Consider the following 15,695-nt stretch of genomic DNA (forward strand, 5'->3'; position numbering starts at 1 on the left):
CGCCGGGGGTCAGGCCGGGGGCCGGTGCGGTCGCTTAGAAGGGCTTGCCGTTCTTGCCGCACCGTGCGGTCGAGACGCCGGTGACGGAGTTCCACACGATGGTGCCGTTGGCGAAGCTCTGGAGCATGCTGCCGTCCGGGGTGCCGTACTGGTTCCAGGCGTTGTGCTCGGTGGCCCACGGAAGGCCGAGGCAGCTTCGGTCGGCGCCGATCGACTGGTACTTCGCCCAGATGCCGCCCATGACGATGTCGGCGAAGCCGTTGTCCGCAACCTCCTTGTGGGTCGCGTACAGAGCGCCGCGCTCGGCGATCACGTACTGGCTGGTGCCGTCCGCGGTGTACTGCACGTCCTGGATCGGCAGCCCCAGGTTGAGCGAGATCCACCGGGTCGGGTCGAGCGCATCGGGCACCATGCGCGCGCCGCGGTCGGCGCTCCAGTAGATGCGCCCGCGCTCGAAGTACTGCACCACGACGCCGGGGCGGTCGGTCATCGGCCACTCATTCGTGGTCGGGAACCCGAGCCATCCCGAATCCCAGTTCTGCGAGGCCCACTTCTCGGCCATGCCGCCGCGGATGATGGCTGCTCCGCTGTTCGGGCTCCAGAAGACCGCGCCGCGCTGGAACACCTGGTAGATGCCGCGTCGGCTGCCGGTCGCCGTTTCGTCGGTCAACGGGAAGCCGATCCAGGCCCCGCCCGGGTAGCCGGCGGTGTAGCGGTAGATGCTGTCGCGCCAGGTCTGCAGGACACCGCCGTGCATCTCGTGCGGGCCGGTCGCTGCCGTCCAGACGACGATTCCGCGCTGGAATGTGGTGGTGCGGGCCCCGGTCCCGGCGATTTCCTTGAAGTCGTGCTCGGAGTCGGTGGGGTAGCCGAGGAAGCCGGTCGGCCCGCCGAGTTGGAGCCACTTGGTGTGGATGCCGCCGTTCTGCAGGGCATGCGCGCCGGACTGCGGGCTCCAGTAGATCGAGCCGCGTGCGAAGTGCGAGACCCGCCCGATGCCGTCGCCGACCGCCAGTTCGTCGGTCGTGGGCAGGCCGAGGTAGGTGTTCGCCAGCCACTCCTGGTAGATGGCTCCGAAGACAAGACGCGTCGTACCGTTCGAGGCGACCGTGATGGCGCCGCGTTCGAACCGCTGGACGGTGGTCCCGTTGTCGTCGTAGGCCCCGGTCACCGGGTAGCCGAGCAGCGACTTGAGCGGTTCCCAACGGGCTGCGACCGCAGGAGGAACTGCTGCCGCGGCACCAGTGTCACAAGACGCCGCGTAGAGCTTGGCCAAGGCGAAGTCCTGCACGCAGCCGGTCCCCGACGGGTCGCGCACCGCGTCGCCGACCGGGTAGCCCAGCGTCGCCAGCGGATCCTTCTGCCCCCGCCACGCGAGAGCGAAGCCGCCCTTCAGTACGCGCGTGCCCTTGCCGGGGCTGTACACCAGCACGGTCTCGCCGGCCAGTGGAACTGCCGAGCCGCCGTCGGAGTACACCGCCATGGGACCGATGGGAGCACCGAGAGGTCCGGTCGGTCCTCCTTGAGCCTTGTACGCGTCGGCGAGTGGACCGTAGATCAGCGCGGTTGTGCTCGACCAATAGCTGCGCTGGATGTATCCCAAACCCTGCGTGAAATCCCGCATGGTGGCGCCGGCTTGCGGAGCACCCACCGGCTTGGCGAATGTCGTCGGTGTCCCCATCACGCTCGGGTCGGGGAGCTCGGCCACCAATTTGGCGATTTCGTCGATGTACGTGATCTGGGAAGTCCCGGACGGCAGGGGCTTGCCCTCGCTGTCGAGCGCCGTCAGCACGTAGCCCGCCGTCGTCCGGTCCAAGGTGGCTTTGATCTCCGACACGACGCCCTGGTACGGGAGCGTGCCCACGGGCGTCAGGTGGTCCTTGTCCGGCCCAGTCGAGAGCTGCCACGACGCGACGCCGGAGGCGCCGTTCCAGATTGCCACGGCGTCCAACTTGCCGGTGGTCATGGAGACGTCGTGCACCCGGAATTCCGGGCGGCCGGTGGTCCAGGATTCGCGCTGGACGCGCTGGGTCGGGACACCTGCGGGGAGTTGGCTCTCGAAGACGACAGTGCCGTTCGGTGTGACCTCGGCGACGGCGCCCTTGGCGCCGAACGTGATCAGCCGGTTCCCGTTGGGCAGCACCTGGTTGCCACCGGATTTGACGTCCGAGACGGGGTCTTCAGGCGTCCAACTCCACGAAAGGGCAGCCGTCTTCGCGTCCTCGTCGAGGGTGTACGCGACCGAGCGTGCGGACTTGGCGGCGCTGTCGTCCAGGAACGACAGGCGCCCGGAGCCGTCCACGCTCACGTCGAGCGGGCGCGACGGTTCCGCACTGGTCCCGGTGAAGGCGAACTGGTTGCGCTTGCCGCCGAGGATCCAAGCGAACCCGCCGGTCGCCCGGTCGAACTTGTAGACGGACCCGGTGCCGGAGGCCGAGGCCAGGATGCTGCCGTCCTGGGCGTACGACGCCCCGTTGAGGCCGACGTAGTCGAGGCCCGGCGTGATGCCGACGAGGCTGTCGGTGAGCGGCACTTGGGCAGCGCCGTCCTTCAGGGACGCCCACTCGAATGTGGTGCCGCCGGTGGCCAGGTCGACTTCGCGCAGCACGCTCTCCAGCACCGTGGCCTTGCTCGGGCCGCCGGACCCGGACAGGTCGACACTCGCCGGACGCTGGAACGTGATCAGTGCCTTCGTGCCGTCCGCATTGGTGCGGATGGACGGCTGCTCCGAGGCCAGGTCGGGCATGGCGATGGTCCTGAGCGTCTTGCCGTCGGCATCCTCGATGATCCAGGACCACCAGTTGTTGTTGGCCACGGCGGGCCGGCCCAGGTAGTTGATGCGGGTCAGGTTTTCGCCTGACTGGTTGCTGTAGACGATGCGACCGTCGTTGTCGTAGATGTAGGAGGCGTTCTGGACCGGGTCGGCCGATGGGTTGCCGCCGAACAGCAGGCCGGGCGCCGCCCCGTCGACCACGCGGGTGGCGATCGGAGTGAGCTTGTACCCGTACCGCCCGGTCCAGCCGGAGGCCGGAGGCGGGGTGATCGTCTGCGGCGCGACCGGCAGGCCCGCTCCGGGCACGAAGGCCGATGCCGTGGTCCCGGTTCCGGCCCCGATCGGGGGCGCGGCGGCGGCGCTGCTTGCCAGGCCGAAGGTCAGGCAGGTGGACAGCACGGCCGATGAGCAGGCCCAGGTCAGGGCCCGCCTAGTCGTGTTACTCAAGAAGTTTCCTTCTCCGGGGGACTCCCGAAGGCCCGGCAGGAGACAGGCCCTTCGGACGGATTCTGGACGAGCGGGCGCGGGCCGAGGCCTGAGACGCCGAGAGGCTAAGACGCTAAGGAAGGGGCGCCTGAAGCGCTCGGCGCGCCTGCCGCGAAAGCCGCGGGGACGAGGGAAGTTGAAACCGCCGAAGTCGCGCCGGAAACTCTCACGACGCCAAACGGCGACAGATCAGCCGCCGGGACGGCCGCGGCAGAGGTCCTTCTCAGACGCCTGGTCACAGGTTTCCGCTACTCCCCCCGGTAGTTGGAATCTATATACCAGGGCGATGGTTGGCCGCGTCAAGCAGGATTTCCCAGCGGAGCCGGGACCGGACGGAGAGTCACTTTCCTTTCCTGAAAAGGAAATTCGGCAGGCCAAAGAGTCGACAAATGAACTGCTGTGGACGGCGTGCCCGGCGGTGCGAGCGGCAGGTCGGCGCCCGCCGGCATGGCGACGGCCGGGGGCAATCCCGGGCTGCGGCGTACTGTGGAAATGTGCGCAGGCGGAAGCGGCTCTATTTCGCGCTCATGGGCACGTGCCTGACGTTGTTCGTGCTGTCGTGGGCGGTGATCCGCTTTGTCTCGGTGCCGGCGGCCGTCGCGATGAGCGTCGTGGCGATGGTCATCCCGCCGGTCGCGGCGATCGTCGCCAATCGCCGCGATCCGGGGGAGCGGTGGTTCGACGAATAGCCCCGCGGAATGCGCCGCCGAATGCCTGCCGGAAAGCCGTCCGGCCTCGGTCGGGAAGGCCGACGGCGGCGAAGGTCAGTAGACGAGCGCCTGCGCGTCGTCCGCCATCGCCTCTTGGACAAATACCTGCGCGCCCGCGATCCGCACGCCCTCGATGACGTCCGCGCCCGTGATGCCGCGCCGCGCCGCGCACTGCGTGCAGACGGTCACCTTGCCGCCGGCCAGGATCGCGTCGAGGAGGTCGCTGAGCGGCGCGGCCTCCGGAAGGGTGAACTCGGCGGCGCGCCCCGGCACCCCGAACCAGGCCGATTCGCCGGTGAGCCACAGCGACACGTCGACCCCGCCGGCCACCGCCACGGCGGCCACGGTGAACGCCTGCGAGCAGCGTTCCGGAGCGTCCAGGCCGGCCGTCACCTTCACCACGAGTGAGCGCTTCATGCCGCCCACGCTAGTGCGCCGGTCGGGTGCGCCCGTGCCGGGACACCGTGTCGTACGGCACCCTGCCCGGTTCCGGCGGCAGGCCCGGCCCTACACTGATCGGGATTTGGCCCCGCTCGCGGCCCTGCCGCGCGGCACTCGTACGAGGAGCACCAAGGTGCACGTCTTCTTCATCGCGATGCTGGTCTTCGTCGGCGTCCTGGTCGCGTGGTTCTCGGCGCTGACCGTCGCGAAGCTCTACAAGGGCCAGAACTGAGCTGATCGGCCGGTAGGCTCAAGGGCCGAAACCGCTCACTTACCAGGCCGGATGACATGATCGAAATCCCGGACGACATGCACCCCGACGTCGTCCCGCTCGCCTTCCTGCTCGGCATCTGGGAGGGCGTCGGCGTCGGCGACTACCCGACGATCGAGGCCTTCCGCTTCGGCCAGCAGGTGACGTTCACGCAGGACGGCAGGCCGTTCCTGGCCTACACGTCGCGCACGTGGCTGCTCGACGACGACGGCAACCGGGTCCGCCCGCTGGCCACCGAGACGGGCTACTGGAAGTCGAAGCTGGACGGCAGCGTCGAGGTGACCCTCGCGCACCCGACCGGCATCGTCGAGATCTGGCTCGGCGAGACCGACAAGGGCCGCATCGAGATGCGCACCGACGTCGTGGCCCGCACGGTCGACGCCAAGGAGTACACCGCAGGCCACCGGCTCTACGGCCTGGTCAAGGGCGAACTCATGTACGCGTACGACATGGCCGCGATGGGTCACCCGCTGCAGAGCCACATGTCCGCGCAGCTCAAGCGCGTGGACCGCGAGATCGCCGCGGAGTAGCACCGCAGACGCATACGTACACACGCATACGCGAGGGCCCGCCCGGAACATCCCGGGCGGGCCCTCGCGTTCGTCGTGCCGTTCGTCAGGCTCAGCGCACGTAGTCGGGGGTCTCCTCGTGCGGGTACCGGCGCAGGTAGATGTCCATCGTGTCGGCGCGCATGTTGTCCCACATGAACTTCGACTTCTCCGGGGCCAGGACCGCTGCGTCCTGCCCGTTGATGGTCTTCAGCTCCGAGATCGGCGCGGTCATGAACCGGACGTCGTCGCCGCGCAGTTTGCGCATGCCCCACACCAGGTCGCGCAGGTCGCTGTTGGACATCCGGTCGTCGACGCTGATCGCGTCGGTGATCGCGTCGAGCAGACCGGGCAGGCCGAGCGGGTCGGAGAGTTTGCCGCCGGACAGCAGCTCCTCGAAGACCGCGCGCATGAAGTTCTGCTGCCGCTCGACGCGGTCGAGGTCGCCGCGGGGGAGGCCCTTGCGCTCGCGGACGTACGACAGCGCCTCGGCGCCGTCCATGTGGTGCCGTCCGGCCGTCCAGGCGCGGTTGTCCTCGCCTGCCGGGACGTCCTCGGAGACCTCGACGTCCACGCCCCCCAGCGCGTCCGTGAGGCGCTTGAAGCCCTCCCAGTCGATCGCCGCGAAGTGGTCGACCCGGATGTCGGTCAGCCGCTGCACGGTGTCGATGAGCAGCGGCGGACCGCCCCACGAGAACGCCGCGTTGACCTTGGCCTCGCCGCGGCCCGGGATGGCCACCCAGGTGTCGCGCGGCACCGACACGATGTACGCGGAGCGCCGGTCCGCGGACAGGTGCAGCAGCATCGTGGCGTCGCTGCGCTGCATGCCCTCCTGCCACAGCGGGCCCTTGGCGTTGCGTCCGGTGGTCGGCATGTCGTTGCGCGAGTCGAGGCCGACCAGCAGGAAGTTGAGGCCTTTGCCGCGGGGCGGCTGCTCGGCGGCCGGGATGTTCGGGAAGGCGTTCTCGATGCGGTCGACCTTGCCGGCGTAGTGGTCGATGAACCACCACACGCCCACGGCGGCGAGCAGCACGAGCGACAGCATCATCACCACGGTCGTGATGAGCACGGTCCGCACCCGCCGGCGGCGGCGCTTCTTGCGGTGGCCGGGCGGGGGCGCGCCCTCGTCGCCGGAGTCGCCGTCCTGGCCCTCTTGCCCGTCCTGGCCGTCCGGGTCACCGTCGGCAAAGCCGTCGCCGTCGTCGGTATCCCTGCCGTCGTCGAGGATGCGCAGGCCTATGCCGTCGTGCGCGTCGCTGCTCTCGCCGCCGGCCGCGCGGTACGGGTCATCCCCGCCGTACTCGCGTCTGCCTGCGGCGCCGTCCGATGTGGCCCCCACCCGGGACTCGTCGTCGTCCACGAGGGGCATTCTGTCCCGCCGCGGCCGCTCACACGTGCGAATCCGGCAAGCTTTCGGGACGCCTAGAATTCAACGGTGACCACGGACTGGAAGCGCGAGCTGCGGGACAAGGGGTACCGGCTGACGCCGCAGCGCCAGCTCGTGCTGGAAGCGGTGACCAAGCTCGGCCACGCGACGCCCGACGAAATCCTGACCGAGGTCCACAAGACGGCCGGCGGGATCAACATCTCGACCGTGTACCGCACCCTTGAGCTGCTGGAGCAGCTCGAACTGGTGAAACACACGCACCTGGGACACGGTGCCCCGACCTACCACCCGGCAGGCCGCAGCGACCACCTGCATCTGGTCTGCCGCGACTGCGAGTCGGTGACCGAGGTCGAGCCGGGGCTGGCCACGCCGCTCGCGGACACCGTCGCGGCGCGCTTCGGATTCGACGTCGACCTGCAGCATTTCGCCATTTTCGGCCGCTGCGGCGACTGCACCCGCCGGCAGGCGGAACGCCGTGCCGAGGCAGCCGGCGCCGGGTCCCCCGACCAGGCCTGACCGCGTTGTCCACAGGCCGTCCGCCGTTCCTGCGCGGCGGTGCCTAAGCTGGACGCCATGGCCACCAGTCCTCTGCTCTCCCTGCCCGGCGCCGTCGCCGCCGAGGCGCCGGACCAAGGCGTCGCCGCGCACTACGGCGACCCGCTGCGCGAACAACGCCGCCTTGCCGAGGGCCGGGGCTTCGTCGACCTCTCGAACCGCGGCGTGGTCCGCGTGTCCGGGCCGGACCGGCTGTCCTGGCTGCACTCGCTCACCACGCAGCACCTCACCGACCTCAAGCCGGGCGAGGCCACCGTCACGCTGGTGCTGAGCCCGAACGGCCACATCGAGCACGCGCTGTACGTGGTGGACGACGGCGAGGCCCTGTGGGCGCACGTCGAGCCGGGCACCGCTCCCGCACTGGTCGCCTTCCTGGACCGCATGCGCTTCCTGCTGCGCGTCGAGGTCGAGGACCTGACCGAGGCGTATGCCGTGGTCTTCGAGCCGGTCGCCGAGCCGCGGCCGGCCGGGGATGCGTATGCCGACGTCCTCGCGCGCGTCGCGGCCGACGGCCGCGAGCTGTTCCTGCCCCGCGAGCGCCTTGCGCAGTTCGGTGCCGACCACGCCGACCCGGCCGGGATGTGGGCGTACGAGGCGCTGCGGATCGCCGCGTACCGGCCGCGGGTGGGCAACGAGACCGACCACCGCACGATCGTGCACGAGCTGGGCTGGCTGGACACCGCGGTTCACCTCAACAAGGGCTGCTACCGCGGCCAGGAGACCGTCGCGCGGGTGCACAATCTCGGCCGCCCGCCGCGCCGCCTGGTGTTCCTGCACCTGGACGGCACCGAGGAGAAGCTGCCCGCCACCGGGTCGCCGGTCGAACTGGACGGCCGGCAGATCGGGTTCGTCACCAGCGCGGCCCGGCACCACGAGCTGGGCACGATCGCGCTGGCGCTGGTGAAGCGCAACACCGCGGTCGACGCGGTGCTGACCGCCGACGGCGTGCCGGCCTCGCAGGAAGTGGTCGTCCCGGCCTGACCCGGGGCGGCCCGGCACCGGCCCGGCAGCGCCCCGCCGAGCGGCCCAGTACGTCGCGGTGCAGCGGTGCACCGGTGCGAATACGGGGGCTTTCCCCCTGTGGTGCACCGCGGCACGGGCCGACAATGGGATCAGCAGGCCTTCCCGAGGGGGTACGTCATGTCCGGTTCGCAACGCGCCTTGTACATCGCCGGCGGGGTGATCGCCGGCATCATCGCGCTGACGGTCCTCGACGGCCTGGTGGCCTGGATCGTCTTCGCCGTGCTGGTCGGGCTGCCGGTGGCGGCCTGGCTCACGCTCGACAAGTCGCAGCGCCGCCGCATCCGCAACATCAACCGCCGCCGCCTGCCCTGAGGCGGCCCGGGCCCGCCGCCCGGACCCTCAGATGTCGATGACGAGCGTGATCGGCCCGTCGTTGACCAGCGCGACCTTCATGTCCGCACCGAAGACACCGGTCTCCACCTGGGCGCCCAGCGCCCGGAGTTCGGCGACCACCGCGGCCACCATCGGCTCGGCGACCTCGCCCGGCGCGGCCGCGTTCCAGGTGGGCCGCCGGCCCTTGCGGGCATCGCCGTAGAGCGTGAACTGGCTGATCACCAGCAGCGGGGCGCCGAGGTCCGAGCAGGACTTCTCGCCGTCCAGGATGCGCACGCTCCACAGCTTCGCGGCCAGCCGCTTGGCGTCCTCCGCGGTGTCGTCGTGGGTCACCCCGACCAGGACGCACAGCCCCGGCCCGAGGATCGAGCCGACGGTCTCCCCGCCCACCGTGACCGACGCTTCCGACACCCGCTGCACCACTGCTCGCATGCCGCCATTCTCCCCGGCTCCGGAGCGCCGCGGAGCCGGGGGACCCGTACGGGGCGATTCGTCCCCGTACGGCACGCGTCATCCCGCCTGCCGTGGCACGATGCGTGCCATGGCAGATCCGCTGAAGCCGCCCGCGCCGGACTCGGAGGGCCCACAAAGCCCGGACGCCGCCCGCGACCCGTCCGCAGCAGTGCCGGACGAAGGGCAGGCCGCGGACTCCGCCGCAGCCCCCGACTCCGCGACCCCGGCCGCGGGCCCCGGTCCGGCCGCCCCCGGGCCCGCGCCGGACGCCTTGGCCGATGCCGACCCCGTTCGCGCGCTCGCGCTGGACCAGGTGCGCGGTCGGCGCCGCGAGGCGCAGCGCGAGGAGAGCGACCTGTCGTTCCTGCGCCGCCTGCTGCAGGGCCGCATCGACATCCTGCGGGCCGAGCTCAGCCGGCGTGAGGACCCCTCAGCGGCCGGGGACGGCCCCGGGGGCGGGCCCGCTCCGGTGATGGAGCAGCTGTCCGAGATCCTCTCCGAACGCCGGGCCCCGGCCCGCGGCGCGCGGCATGTGACCGTGCATCCGCCGCGCACCGAGCGGTACCGGCCGCGTATCGAACGCATGCTCGCCGACGTGGAGTTGTCCGACCTGGCCGCGCTCTCCGACACGGAGCTGCGGGCCGCGCTGGAGAACCTCACCGGGCACGAGCAGGAGGTCTCCGCGCGGCGCCTGGAGCTGCAGCGGGAGGCCGACCATTGTGGGGCGGAGATCGCCCGCAGGTACCGTGAAGGGGAGGCCAGGGTCGACGACCTGCTCTCCGGGCGCTGACCGGCGCCGGGAGCGGCGGCGACGCACGGCCCACTCGCCCGCCGAGTCCCGTCCTCGTCCCGTCCAGGAAAGCGCGCTGCCATGACCGCCTCGTCGTCCCAGGGCCCTTCGTCCCCCGCTGCGATATCCGCGGCGGACGCCTCGCCGGTGCTGGCCGAGGTGGTCCGCTCCGGCTTCGTCGAGGGATGGCACCGCGGCGCGCTGGTCGCGCTGGAGGCGGACGGCTCGGTGGCGTTCTCGATCGGCGACGCGACGCGGCCGATCTTCGCGCGCTCGGCCACCAAGCCGGCCCAGGCGGTGGCCGCGCTGCGGGCCGGTCTGGACCTGGACGGCGAGCTGCTGGCGCTGGCCGCGGCGAGCCATTCGGGTGAACCTTTCCACCTGGACGGGGTACGCAAGATCCTCGCCGGCGCGGGCCTGGACGCCGGTGCGCTGCGCACTCCGCCGCAGCTGCCGTTCGGCGAACACGCGTGCGAGGCGTACCTGCGCTCCGGCGGGCAGCCGGACCCCCTGGTGATGAACTGCTCCGGCAAGCACGCCGCATGGCTGGCCGCGTGCGTGGCGAACGGCTGGGACACCGAGACCTACCTCGACCCGGTGCACCCGCTGCAGCAGCTGATCCTGCGCACCGTCGAGGAACTGGCCGACGAGCGCATCTCGCACCTGGGCGTGGACGGCTGCGGCGCACCGGTCCCGGCGTTCAGCCTGACCGGCCTGGCCCGGCTGTTCCGTGCCATGGTCGGCACCTGCGCGGGCACGCCGCAGTGGCGCGTGGCCGCCGCGATGCGCGAGCACCCCGAGTACGTCGCGGGCACCGGCCGCGTGGACACCCTGGTGATGCGCGGGGTGCCCGGGCTGATCGCCAAGATGGGCGCGGAGGCCGTGCAGGGCGTCGCACTCGCGGACGGCCGGGCGCTGGCGTTCAAGGTGGACGACGGCTCGGTCCGCACGCTGGGCCCGATCCTCGCCGCGGCGCTGCGCCGGATGGGCGTGGCCGAGCCGGTGCTCGACGAGATCGCCGAGGTCGTGCTGACCGGCGGCGGGCAGCCGGTCGGCGTCATCCGCGCGGCGTTCTAGGCGGTGGCCGGGCCCTCGGCCGCCGCTTCGCGCGCGTCGTAGGCGGCCCGGGCCGCCGCGATCTCGTTCTGGTGCTGCTCGGTCCAGGCGACCAGTACGCGGATGGGCTCGTGCAGGGACTTGCCGAGCGGGGTGAGCGAGTAGTCGACGCGCGGCGGGATGACCGCGTACACGACGCGTTCGACGAGCCCGTCGCGCTCCAGCTGGCGCAGCGTGACGGTCAGCATGCGCTGGCTGATGCCCTCCACCATGCGGCGCAACTCGGTGAAGCGCAGGGTTCGTTCGTCGAGGAGGGCGATCACGAGCAGCGACCACTTGTCGGCCACCCGGTCGAGGATGTGGCGGACTTCGCAGTCGCCCCGGGCCTCGGGGGTGCAGGGCCCGGGCGGGTTCGCGATGGCGTCGTCCATACCGTCCATGGTTCCCGATCATTCCCTTACGCACAAGACGTAACCGGCTACTCCACCAGGTCCCGCGCGTACGCCGCCATGGACCGCTGGTACTGCGGCAGGTGCTTGGCGACGACGCTCAGCGCCAGGCCGACCGCCTCGCGCTCGCGGCCGCTGTCGACCAGCGACAGTGCCAGGAACCCCGCCACCGCGTCGTCGAGTTCGTCCGAACCGGCGTCGCGCTCGGCCCGCAGCAGCGCGACGCTCTCCGCGGCCCGGCCCAGGTTGCGCAGCGTGCTGGCGAGCTGGATGGTGGCCTGCCGGCGCCGCGAGGAGTCCAGGCCCGTGCCCAGCGCGCTGCGGTAGTGCGCCTCGGCCTCGGCCTCGTACCCCGTCGCGTCGTACGCCCCGGCCAGCTCGAACTCCGCGACCGCGTCGCCGGCGGGCCGCTCTGCGGCGAGCGCCCGCATCGCGGCCACGAAGGCGTCCGGCTCGTGGTCGTCGTAGGCGTCCCACAGAGCGGCGACGCGTGCTTCCCAGGCATCCGCAGACTCGTTCATCGCGTCAGCATCCCCGGCTGCCTGCGGCCCGGCAAATCAACGCGCGGCCCGCGCCCGCAGCGCCTCCGCGGTCTCCTCGTCGGCCGGCAGGAACGCCTCCAAGTGCAGCTCGGCCAGCGTCACGTCGACCGCCGTGGCGAACGACGTGAGCGTGGTGATCAGCCGCAGCTCGCCCGGACCGTCCGCCCGGGCCAGCCGCAGCGGGACCGCGAAGCCCAGATGGTCCGGGCCGGGCGCCTCGTCCGGCAGGTACTCCTCCAGCTCCGCGATGAATGCGTCCAGCCGCGGATCCGGGTTGCGGTCGGCGTGCGCCCGCATATTGCCGGTCACGTGCCGCCCCCACTGCGCGAGGTTCACCACGCGTTTGGCCATGCCGTCCGGATGCAGCATGAGCCGCAGCATGTTCACCGGCCCGGCGAGGAGTTCCGGCGACGCCCCTTCGGTCAGCACGGCCAGGGCACCGTTCGCCGCGACGACCTCGCCGTACGGCCGGACCACCATCGCCGGATAGGGCATGTGCCCCTGCAGGATCCCGTCGAGCGCCTCGCGCACCGGCCGCAGCATCGGTTCCTCCAGTCGGGACTCCGGGTACACCGGCGCGTACCCGGCCGCGTGCAGCAGCGAATTGCGCTCCCGCAGCGGCAGTTCGAGCGACTCGGCGATGCGGATCACCATCGCCCGCCCGGGCCGCGACCGCCCGCGCTCCATGAAGCTCAGATGCCGCTGCGTCGTCCCGGCGCGCACCGCCAGCTCCAGCTGGCTCACCCGCCGTGCCGTACGCCGCCGCCGCAACTCACCGGGGAATCCGCCCCGTTCCGTATCGACATTCACCCGACGGTTCTAACCCTCCGCCGGTGCCTCCGCGATACCCCGCAGGGAATTGCCGCCCGTCCGCCCCGCGCGCAGCATCGTCCCGGACAGCGTCCCCCACGACCGCCCCGCGAAAGGCCCCCGATGACCACCTCCGTCACCCCCGCCACCACCGCCGAGATCATGCGCCGCTTCAACGACGTCTTCATCAACCACGACCCCGCCGACCTGCCGGAACTCGTCGCCGACGACTGCGTGATGGTCTCCGTCCAGCCCGCCCCCGAAGGCACCCGCTACGAAGGCCGCGCCGACTGCGTCGCCTTCTGGACGGCCCTCGCCTCCGACCCGAACACCAGCTTCACCCCCACCGAGGTGATCATCGCCGGCGACCGCGCCACCATCCTGTGGAAGGCCGTCTTCACCACCCCCGACGCCGCCGACACGGTCTTCGGCGACGGCCACACGTCGTACGTCCTGGGCGTCAACGTCATGCGGGTCAAGGACGGCCGCATCACCGAAGCCCTCGGCTACACCAAGTCCCCCTGACCCGCCTCCGGCCAAGGCAGCACCGTGAGCTCCGGCCAGACTTCACGCCACCGCGCTGCCTTGGCCTCGTACACCTCCCGCGGCGCGAGCACCGGATTGGGCCGCACCACCAAGCCGAACACATCGGCCAACCCATGCGGCGCGTACACCCGCCACCGCCCGTCCGGCTCCGCCCGCACCCCCACGCAGCAGGTGGTGGCCGCAAAACTGTCGATCGCCGACTCCACCGACGCGTACGCCGGGCACGGCACCCCGAACTTCCCCTCGTACCAGAGATGCACCCGCGCCTCGTTGCGCAGCTCCACCTCGACGCCGAGCCCCGCGAACCGCTCCCGGCCCTCGCGGATCACCGCGTCCTCCGCCTCCCACGACAGATCGCCGCCGTCGAAGTAGAAGACGTCGTAGTCCTTGATCCCCTGCCCGGGCTCGCGCCCCGTCACGACGTTCCACACCGTCTGGACCACACATCCGGCGGTCAGATACCACCCCGGCAGCCCCATCCCCGCCGCCCGCCGCAACACCTCCAGCAGCACCCCATTGCGTCCCAACGCCGAGCGCAGTTGCGCCACTTGCTCGTCCTGCTCGTGAACGGCCATCCCGCTGCCTACCACGCCGGGGCCTTCCTCAATGGCCGAACCGCCACCATCGGCGATTCGGCGCCGACGGCGGGTTTCGGGCGTCGCGGAGGGCGATCGGGTCCACGAAGGGCACATCGGGCGCGGCCTGGGCCACCGCTGCCCGCAGCCGGGCGATTTCCTCGCCGGGGCCTGCCCAGGCGACCACTGTGCCCATGACCGGCATGCCGATCGCTTCGTCGAGCCCGCGCATCATGGCGGATTGCCCCAGGCCGTGGCGTCGGCGATGTGCGGGCGACGACACGCCCACCCAATAGCCGTCGCGTGTCTTCCCGCCCTTCCAGCACACCACCGCGTCGATGTCCCGCCATCGGATGACCTCGCCGAGCCCGCGCTTCTGCCGCCCGCCCGGGCTGAGCGTGACCCCGATGCGGTTCACGCGCAGCACAGGCCGCCGTGGCCGCCGCACCCAGAGCGCGGTCATGAGCACGGCCGGCGCGCCGAAGAAGACCGTCCCGAACCAGTAACCGGCGTAGCCGGTGATTCCCGCGAAGGCTCCCAGGAAGACGACGACCGCCGCCACGAACGCGTGGTCGCGAAACGTGTTGCGCTGCAACAAGTCGTACGAGGTCGTGGAGATCCGCATCCGGCCACGATCGCAGCGCACCCGCCCGGTCCGCCGAGGGCTGTCCCTCAGGCCCGCCCGAGGGCAGGTGTGTCCGTAGCGTTGCATAACTCTCGCAAGCAGGTTGCTTGCAATAGTTAGCACGGCCGGGCACTCTGGACCCATGGCCAGTCTCAACGTCGGGTCCCTCGGCGAATACATCAGGGAGCAGCGCCGCAACGCTCAGTACTCGTTGCGGCAGCTGGCGGACGCGGCCGGAGTGTCGAATCCGTACCTGAGCCAGATCGAGCGCGGGCTCCGCCGGCCCAGCGCGGAGATCCTCCAGCAGATCGCGAAGGCGCTGCGGATCTCCGCGGAGACGCTGTACGTGCAGGCCGGGATCCTCGAGGAACGGCCTGAGGGGGTTCGCGAGGTGCAGACCGCGATCCTCTCCGACACCGGCATCAACGAGCGGCAGAAGCGCGTGCTGCTGGAGATCTACGAGGCGTTCCGCAAGGAGAACGCCGCGGCGGCGGCCGAGGCCGAGGCGGACGGGCAGGCCCCGAACGGGGCTTCCGCGGCCGCTGTGCCGACCGCGACCATCCCGAACCTTCACGACAGCCTCGATCCCGGGGAGTGAGGAAACACCATGGCGACCGCCACGGACATCAGGAAGACCCTCACCGACGCGACGCCGTTCTACGCGTTCGTCGGTGCCGGCGACCTTGCGGTGGAGAAGATCCGCACGGTGCCGGAGCGCATTTCCGGCATCAAGTTCGACGTGCCGAAGTTCGAGGTGCCCAAGCTCGAGCTGCCCAAGCTCGAGGTGCCGAAGATCGAGCTGCCCAAGATCGACATCCCGACCGACCCCAAGGAGATCCGCACGCGCGTGAGCAGCACCGCGTCGGACGTCCAGGAGAAGCTCACCTCGACGATCTCCGCGGTCACCGCCGCGGGCAAGGACGCCGGGACGCTGCCAGGCAAGGCGCAGGACTTCGCCAAGACGCAGTACGGCAAGGCCAAGGGCCAGGTCGAGACCCAGGTCGGCAAGGCCGGCGACTACGCGGACAAGCTGCGCGAGGTGTACGAGGACCTCGCGGTGCGCGGCCACAAGGTCGTGGACAAGCTGGGGAAGAAGGAAGCCCCGGCCGCCGCCCCCGTGGCCGAGCCGGCCCCCGCCGCGCCGGAGCCCAAGCCGGCCGCCACCAAGCCGAAGGCCGCGGCGAAGCCGCGCGCCGCGAAGAAGACCGCGCCGCCCGCGGAGTGACGCGGCGGCACGGAGAGCGGGTTTTCGCCGGGTGGCGGCCGCGGGATGTCAGGAGTCCCGCGGCCGCCACCTGCGTGCGAGACTGCTAATGCCGCAG

The 15,695-nt window shown here is 71.2% G+C and carries 18 protein-coding genes and 1 pseudogene; 10 read left to right on the forward strand and 9 right to left on the reverse strand.

Annotation, left to right across the window (positions count from 1 at the left end; translation table 11 throughout):
* Positions 1–34: 34 nt before the first annotated feature.
* On the reverse strand, positions 35–3,220 hold the full coding sequence (locus tag LZ495_RS06505; RefSeq protein ID WP_235050994.1) for an arylsulfotransferase family protein: 3,186 nt from the start codon (positions 3,218–3,220) through the stop codon (positions 35–37).
* A 428-nt stretch (positions 3,221–3,648) separates the two neighbouring features.
* Between LZ495_RS06505 and LZ495_RS45225 the strand changes: the two are divergent.
* A pseudogene (locus tag LZ495_RS45225) lies at positions 3,649–3,945 on the forward strand (DUF3099 domain-containing protein); the annotation flags it as partial.
* Between the two features lie 78 nt (positions 3,946–4,023).
* On the opposite strand, the gene LZ495_RS06515 reads toward LZ495_RS45225, so the two are convergent.
* On the reverse strand, positions 4,024–4,386 hold the full coding sequence (locus LZ495_RS06515) for a DsrE family protein (protein ID WP_235050995.1): 363 nt from the start codon (positions 4,384–4,386) through the stop codon (positions 4,024–4,026).
* A gap of 312 nt (positions 4,387–4,698) precedes the next feature.
* Here LZ495_RS06515 and LZ495_RS06520 point away from each other — a divergent pair, with 312 nt between their 5' ends.
* Complete coding sequence (locus tag LZ495_RS06520) at positions 4,699–5,211, forward strand: heme-binding beta-barrel domain-containing protein (RefSeq protein ID WP_235050996.1); 513 nt, start codon at positions 4,699–4,701, stop codon at positions 5,209–5,211.
* A 91-nt stretch (positions 5,212–5,302) separates the two neighbouring features.
* On the opposite strand, the gene LZ495_RS44685 is transcribed toward LZ495_RS06520, so the two are convergent.
* Entirely contained in the window at positions 5,303–6,589 is a 1,287-nt protein-coding gene (locus tag LZ495_RS44685) for an LCP family protein (protein ID WP_235050997.1), read from the reverse strand.
* Between the two features lie 75 nt (positions 6,590–6,664).
* Between LZ495_RS44685 and LZ495_RS06530 the strand changes: the two genes are divergently transcribed.
* From LZ495_RS06530 to LZ495_RS06540, 3 genes are all read left to right on the forward strand, one after another.
* A complete protein-coding gene (locus LZ495_RS06530) occupies positions 6,665–7,132 on the forward strand; it encodes a Fur family transcriptional regulator (protein WP_235050998.1) in 468 nt (155 codons plus the stop codon).
* 57 nt (positions 7,133–7,189) lie between these two features.
* A complete protein-coding gene (gene ygfZ, locus LZ495_RS06535; protein WP_235050999.1) occupies positions 7,190–8,152 on the forward strand; it encodes a CAF17-like 4Fe-4S cluster assembly/insertion protein YgfZ in 963 nt (320 codons plus the stop codon).
* A gap of 159 nt (positions 8,153–8,311) precedes the next feature.
* On the forward strand, positions 8,312–8,506 hold the full coding sequence (locus LZ495_RS06540) for a tail-anchor membrane protein (protein WP_235051000.1): 195 nt from the start codon (positions 8,312–8,314) through the stop codon (positions 8,504–8,506).
* A 27-nt stretch (positions 8,507–8,533) separates the two neighbouring features.
* Here LZ495_RS06540 and dtd read toward each other — a convergent pair whose 3' ends face one another.
* Positions 8,534–8,959 carry a D-aminoacyl-tRNA deacylase gene (gene dtd, locus LZ495_RS06545; protein ID WP_235051001.1) on the reverse strand — a complete coding sequence of 142 codons (426 nt, stop codon included), beginning with the start codon at positions 8,957–8,959 and terminating at the stop codon, positions 8,534–8,536.
* Between the two features lie 109 nt (positions 8,960–9,068).
* Between dtd and LZ495_RS06550 the strand changes: the two genes are divergently transcribed.
* Positions 9,069–9,770 carry an RsiG family protein gene (locus tag LZ495_RS06550; RefSeq protein ID WP_235051002.1) on the forward strand — a complete coding sequence of 234 codons (702 nt, stop codon included), beginning with the start codon at positions 9,069–9,071 and terminating at the stop codon, positions 9,768–9,770.
* A gap of 81 nt (positions 9,771–9,851) precedes the next feature.
* Entirely contained in the window at positions 9,852–10,847 is a 996-nt protein-coding gene (locus LZ495_RS06555; protein ID WP_235051003.1) for an asparaginase, read from the forward strand.
* On the opposite strand, the gene LZ495_RS06560 is transcribed toward LZ495_RS06555, so the two are convergent.
* Genes LZ495_RS06560 through LZ495_RS06570 form a run of 3 tightly spaced genes read right to left on the reverse strand, consistent with a single transcriptional unit; the run spans position 10,844 to position 12,627 of the window.
* A complete protein-coding gene (locus LZ495_RS06560; protein WP_235051004.1) occupies positions 10,844–11,257 on the reverse strand; it encodes a winged helix-turn-helix transcriptional regulator in 414 nt (137 codons plus the stop codon). The genes LZ495_RS06555 and LZ495_RS06560 overlap by 4 nt on opposite strands.
* Before the next feature lie 47 nt (positions 11,258–11,304).
* Positions 11,305–11,796 (reverse strand): tetratricopeptide repeat protein, encoded by a 492-nt coding sequence (locus LZ495_RS06565; protein ID WP_235051005.1) that lies wholly within the window; start codon positions 11,794–11,796, stop codon positions 11,305–11,307.
* Positions 11,797–11,832: 36 nt separating this feature from the next.
* Positions 11,833–12,627 (reverse strand): helix-turn-helix domain-containing protein, encoded by a 795-nt coding sequence (locus LZ495_RS06570; protein WP_308267674.1) that lies wholly within the window; start codon positions 12,625–12,627, stop codon positions 11,833–11,835.
* Positions 12,628–12,750: 123 nt separating this feature from the next.
* Here LZ495_RS06570 and LZ495_RS06575 point away from each other — a divergent pair, with 123 nt between their 5' ends.
* Positions 12,751–13,152 (forward strand): nuclear transport factor 2 family protein, encoded by a 402-nt coding sequence (locus tag LZ495_RS06575; protein WP_235051007.1) that lies wholly within the window; start codon positions 12,751–12,753, stop codon positions 13,150–13,152.
* Here LZ495_RS06575 and LZ495_RS06580 read toward each other — a convergent pair.
* Both LZ495_RS06580 and LZ495_RS06585 read right to left on the reverse strand, forming a co-directional pair.
* Positions 13,134–13,748: a nucleotidyltransferase family protein gene (locus LZ495_RS06580; RefSeq protein WP_235051008.1), complete on the reverse strand. Its 615-nt coding sequence runs from the start codon at positions 13,746–13,748 to the stop codon at positions 13,134–13,136. The two genes, LZ495_RS06575 and LZ495_RS06580, sit on opposite strands and share 19 nt — an antisense overlap.
* 28 nt (positions 13,749–13,776) lie before the next feature.
* Positions 13,777–14,373, reverse strand: coding sequence for a hypothetical protein (locus LZ495_RS06585; protein WP_235051009.1), 597 nt, complete (start codon positions 14,371–14,373; stop codon positions 13,777–13,779).
* 142 nt (positions 14,374–14,515) lie between these two features.
* Here LZ495_RS06585 and LZ495_RS06590 point away from each other — a divergent pair, with 142 nt between their 5' ends.
* Together LZ495_RS06590 and LZ495_RS06595 are read left to right on the forward strand one after the other, a co-directional pair.
* Complete coding sequence (locus LZ495_RS06590) at positions 14,516–14,971, forward strand: helix-turn-helix domain-containing protein (RefSeq protein ID WP_235051010.1); 456 nt, start codon at positions 14,516–14,518, stop codon at positions 14,969–14,971.
* 9 nt (positions 14,972–14,980) lie between these two features.
* Positions 14,981–15,598 (forward strand): hypothetical protein, encoded by a 618-nt coding sequence (locus LZ495_RS06595; protein WP_235051011.1) that lies wholly within the window; start codon positions 14,981–14,983, stop codon positions 15,596–15,598.
* Positions 15,599–15,695: the final 97 nt, after the last annotated feature.

This window comes from Yinghuangia soli (assembly GCF_021502675.1).
GTDB classification, from domain to species: Bacteria; Actinomycetota; Actinomycetes; order Streptomycetales; family Streptomycetaceae; genus Yinghuangia; species Yinghuangia soli.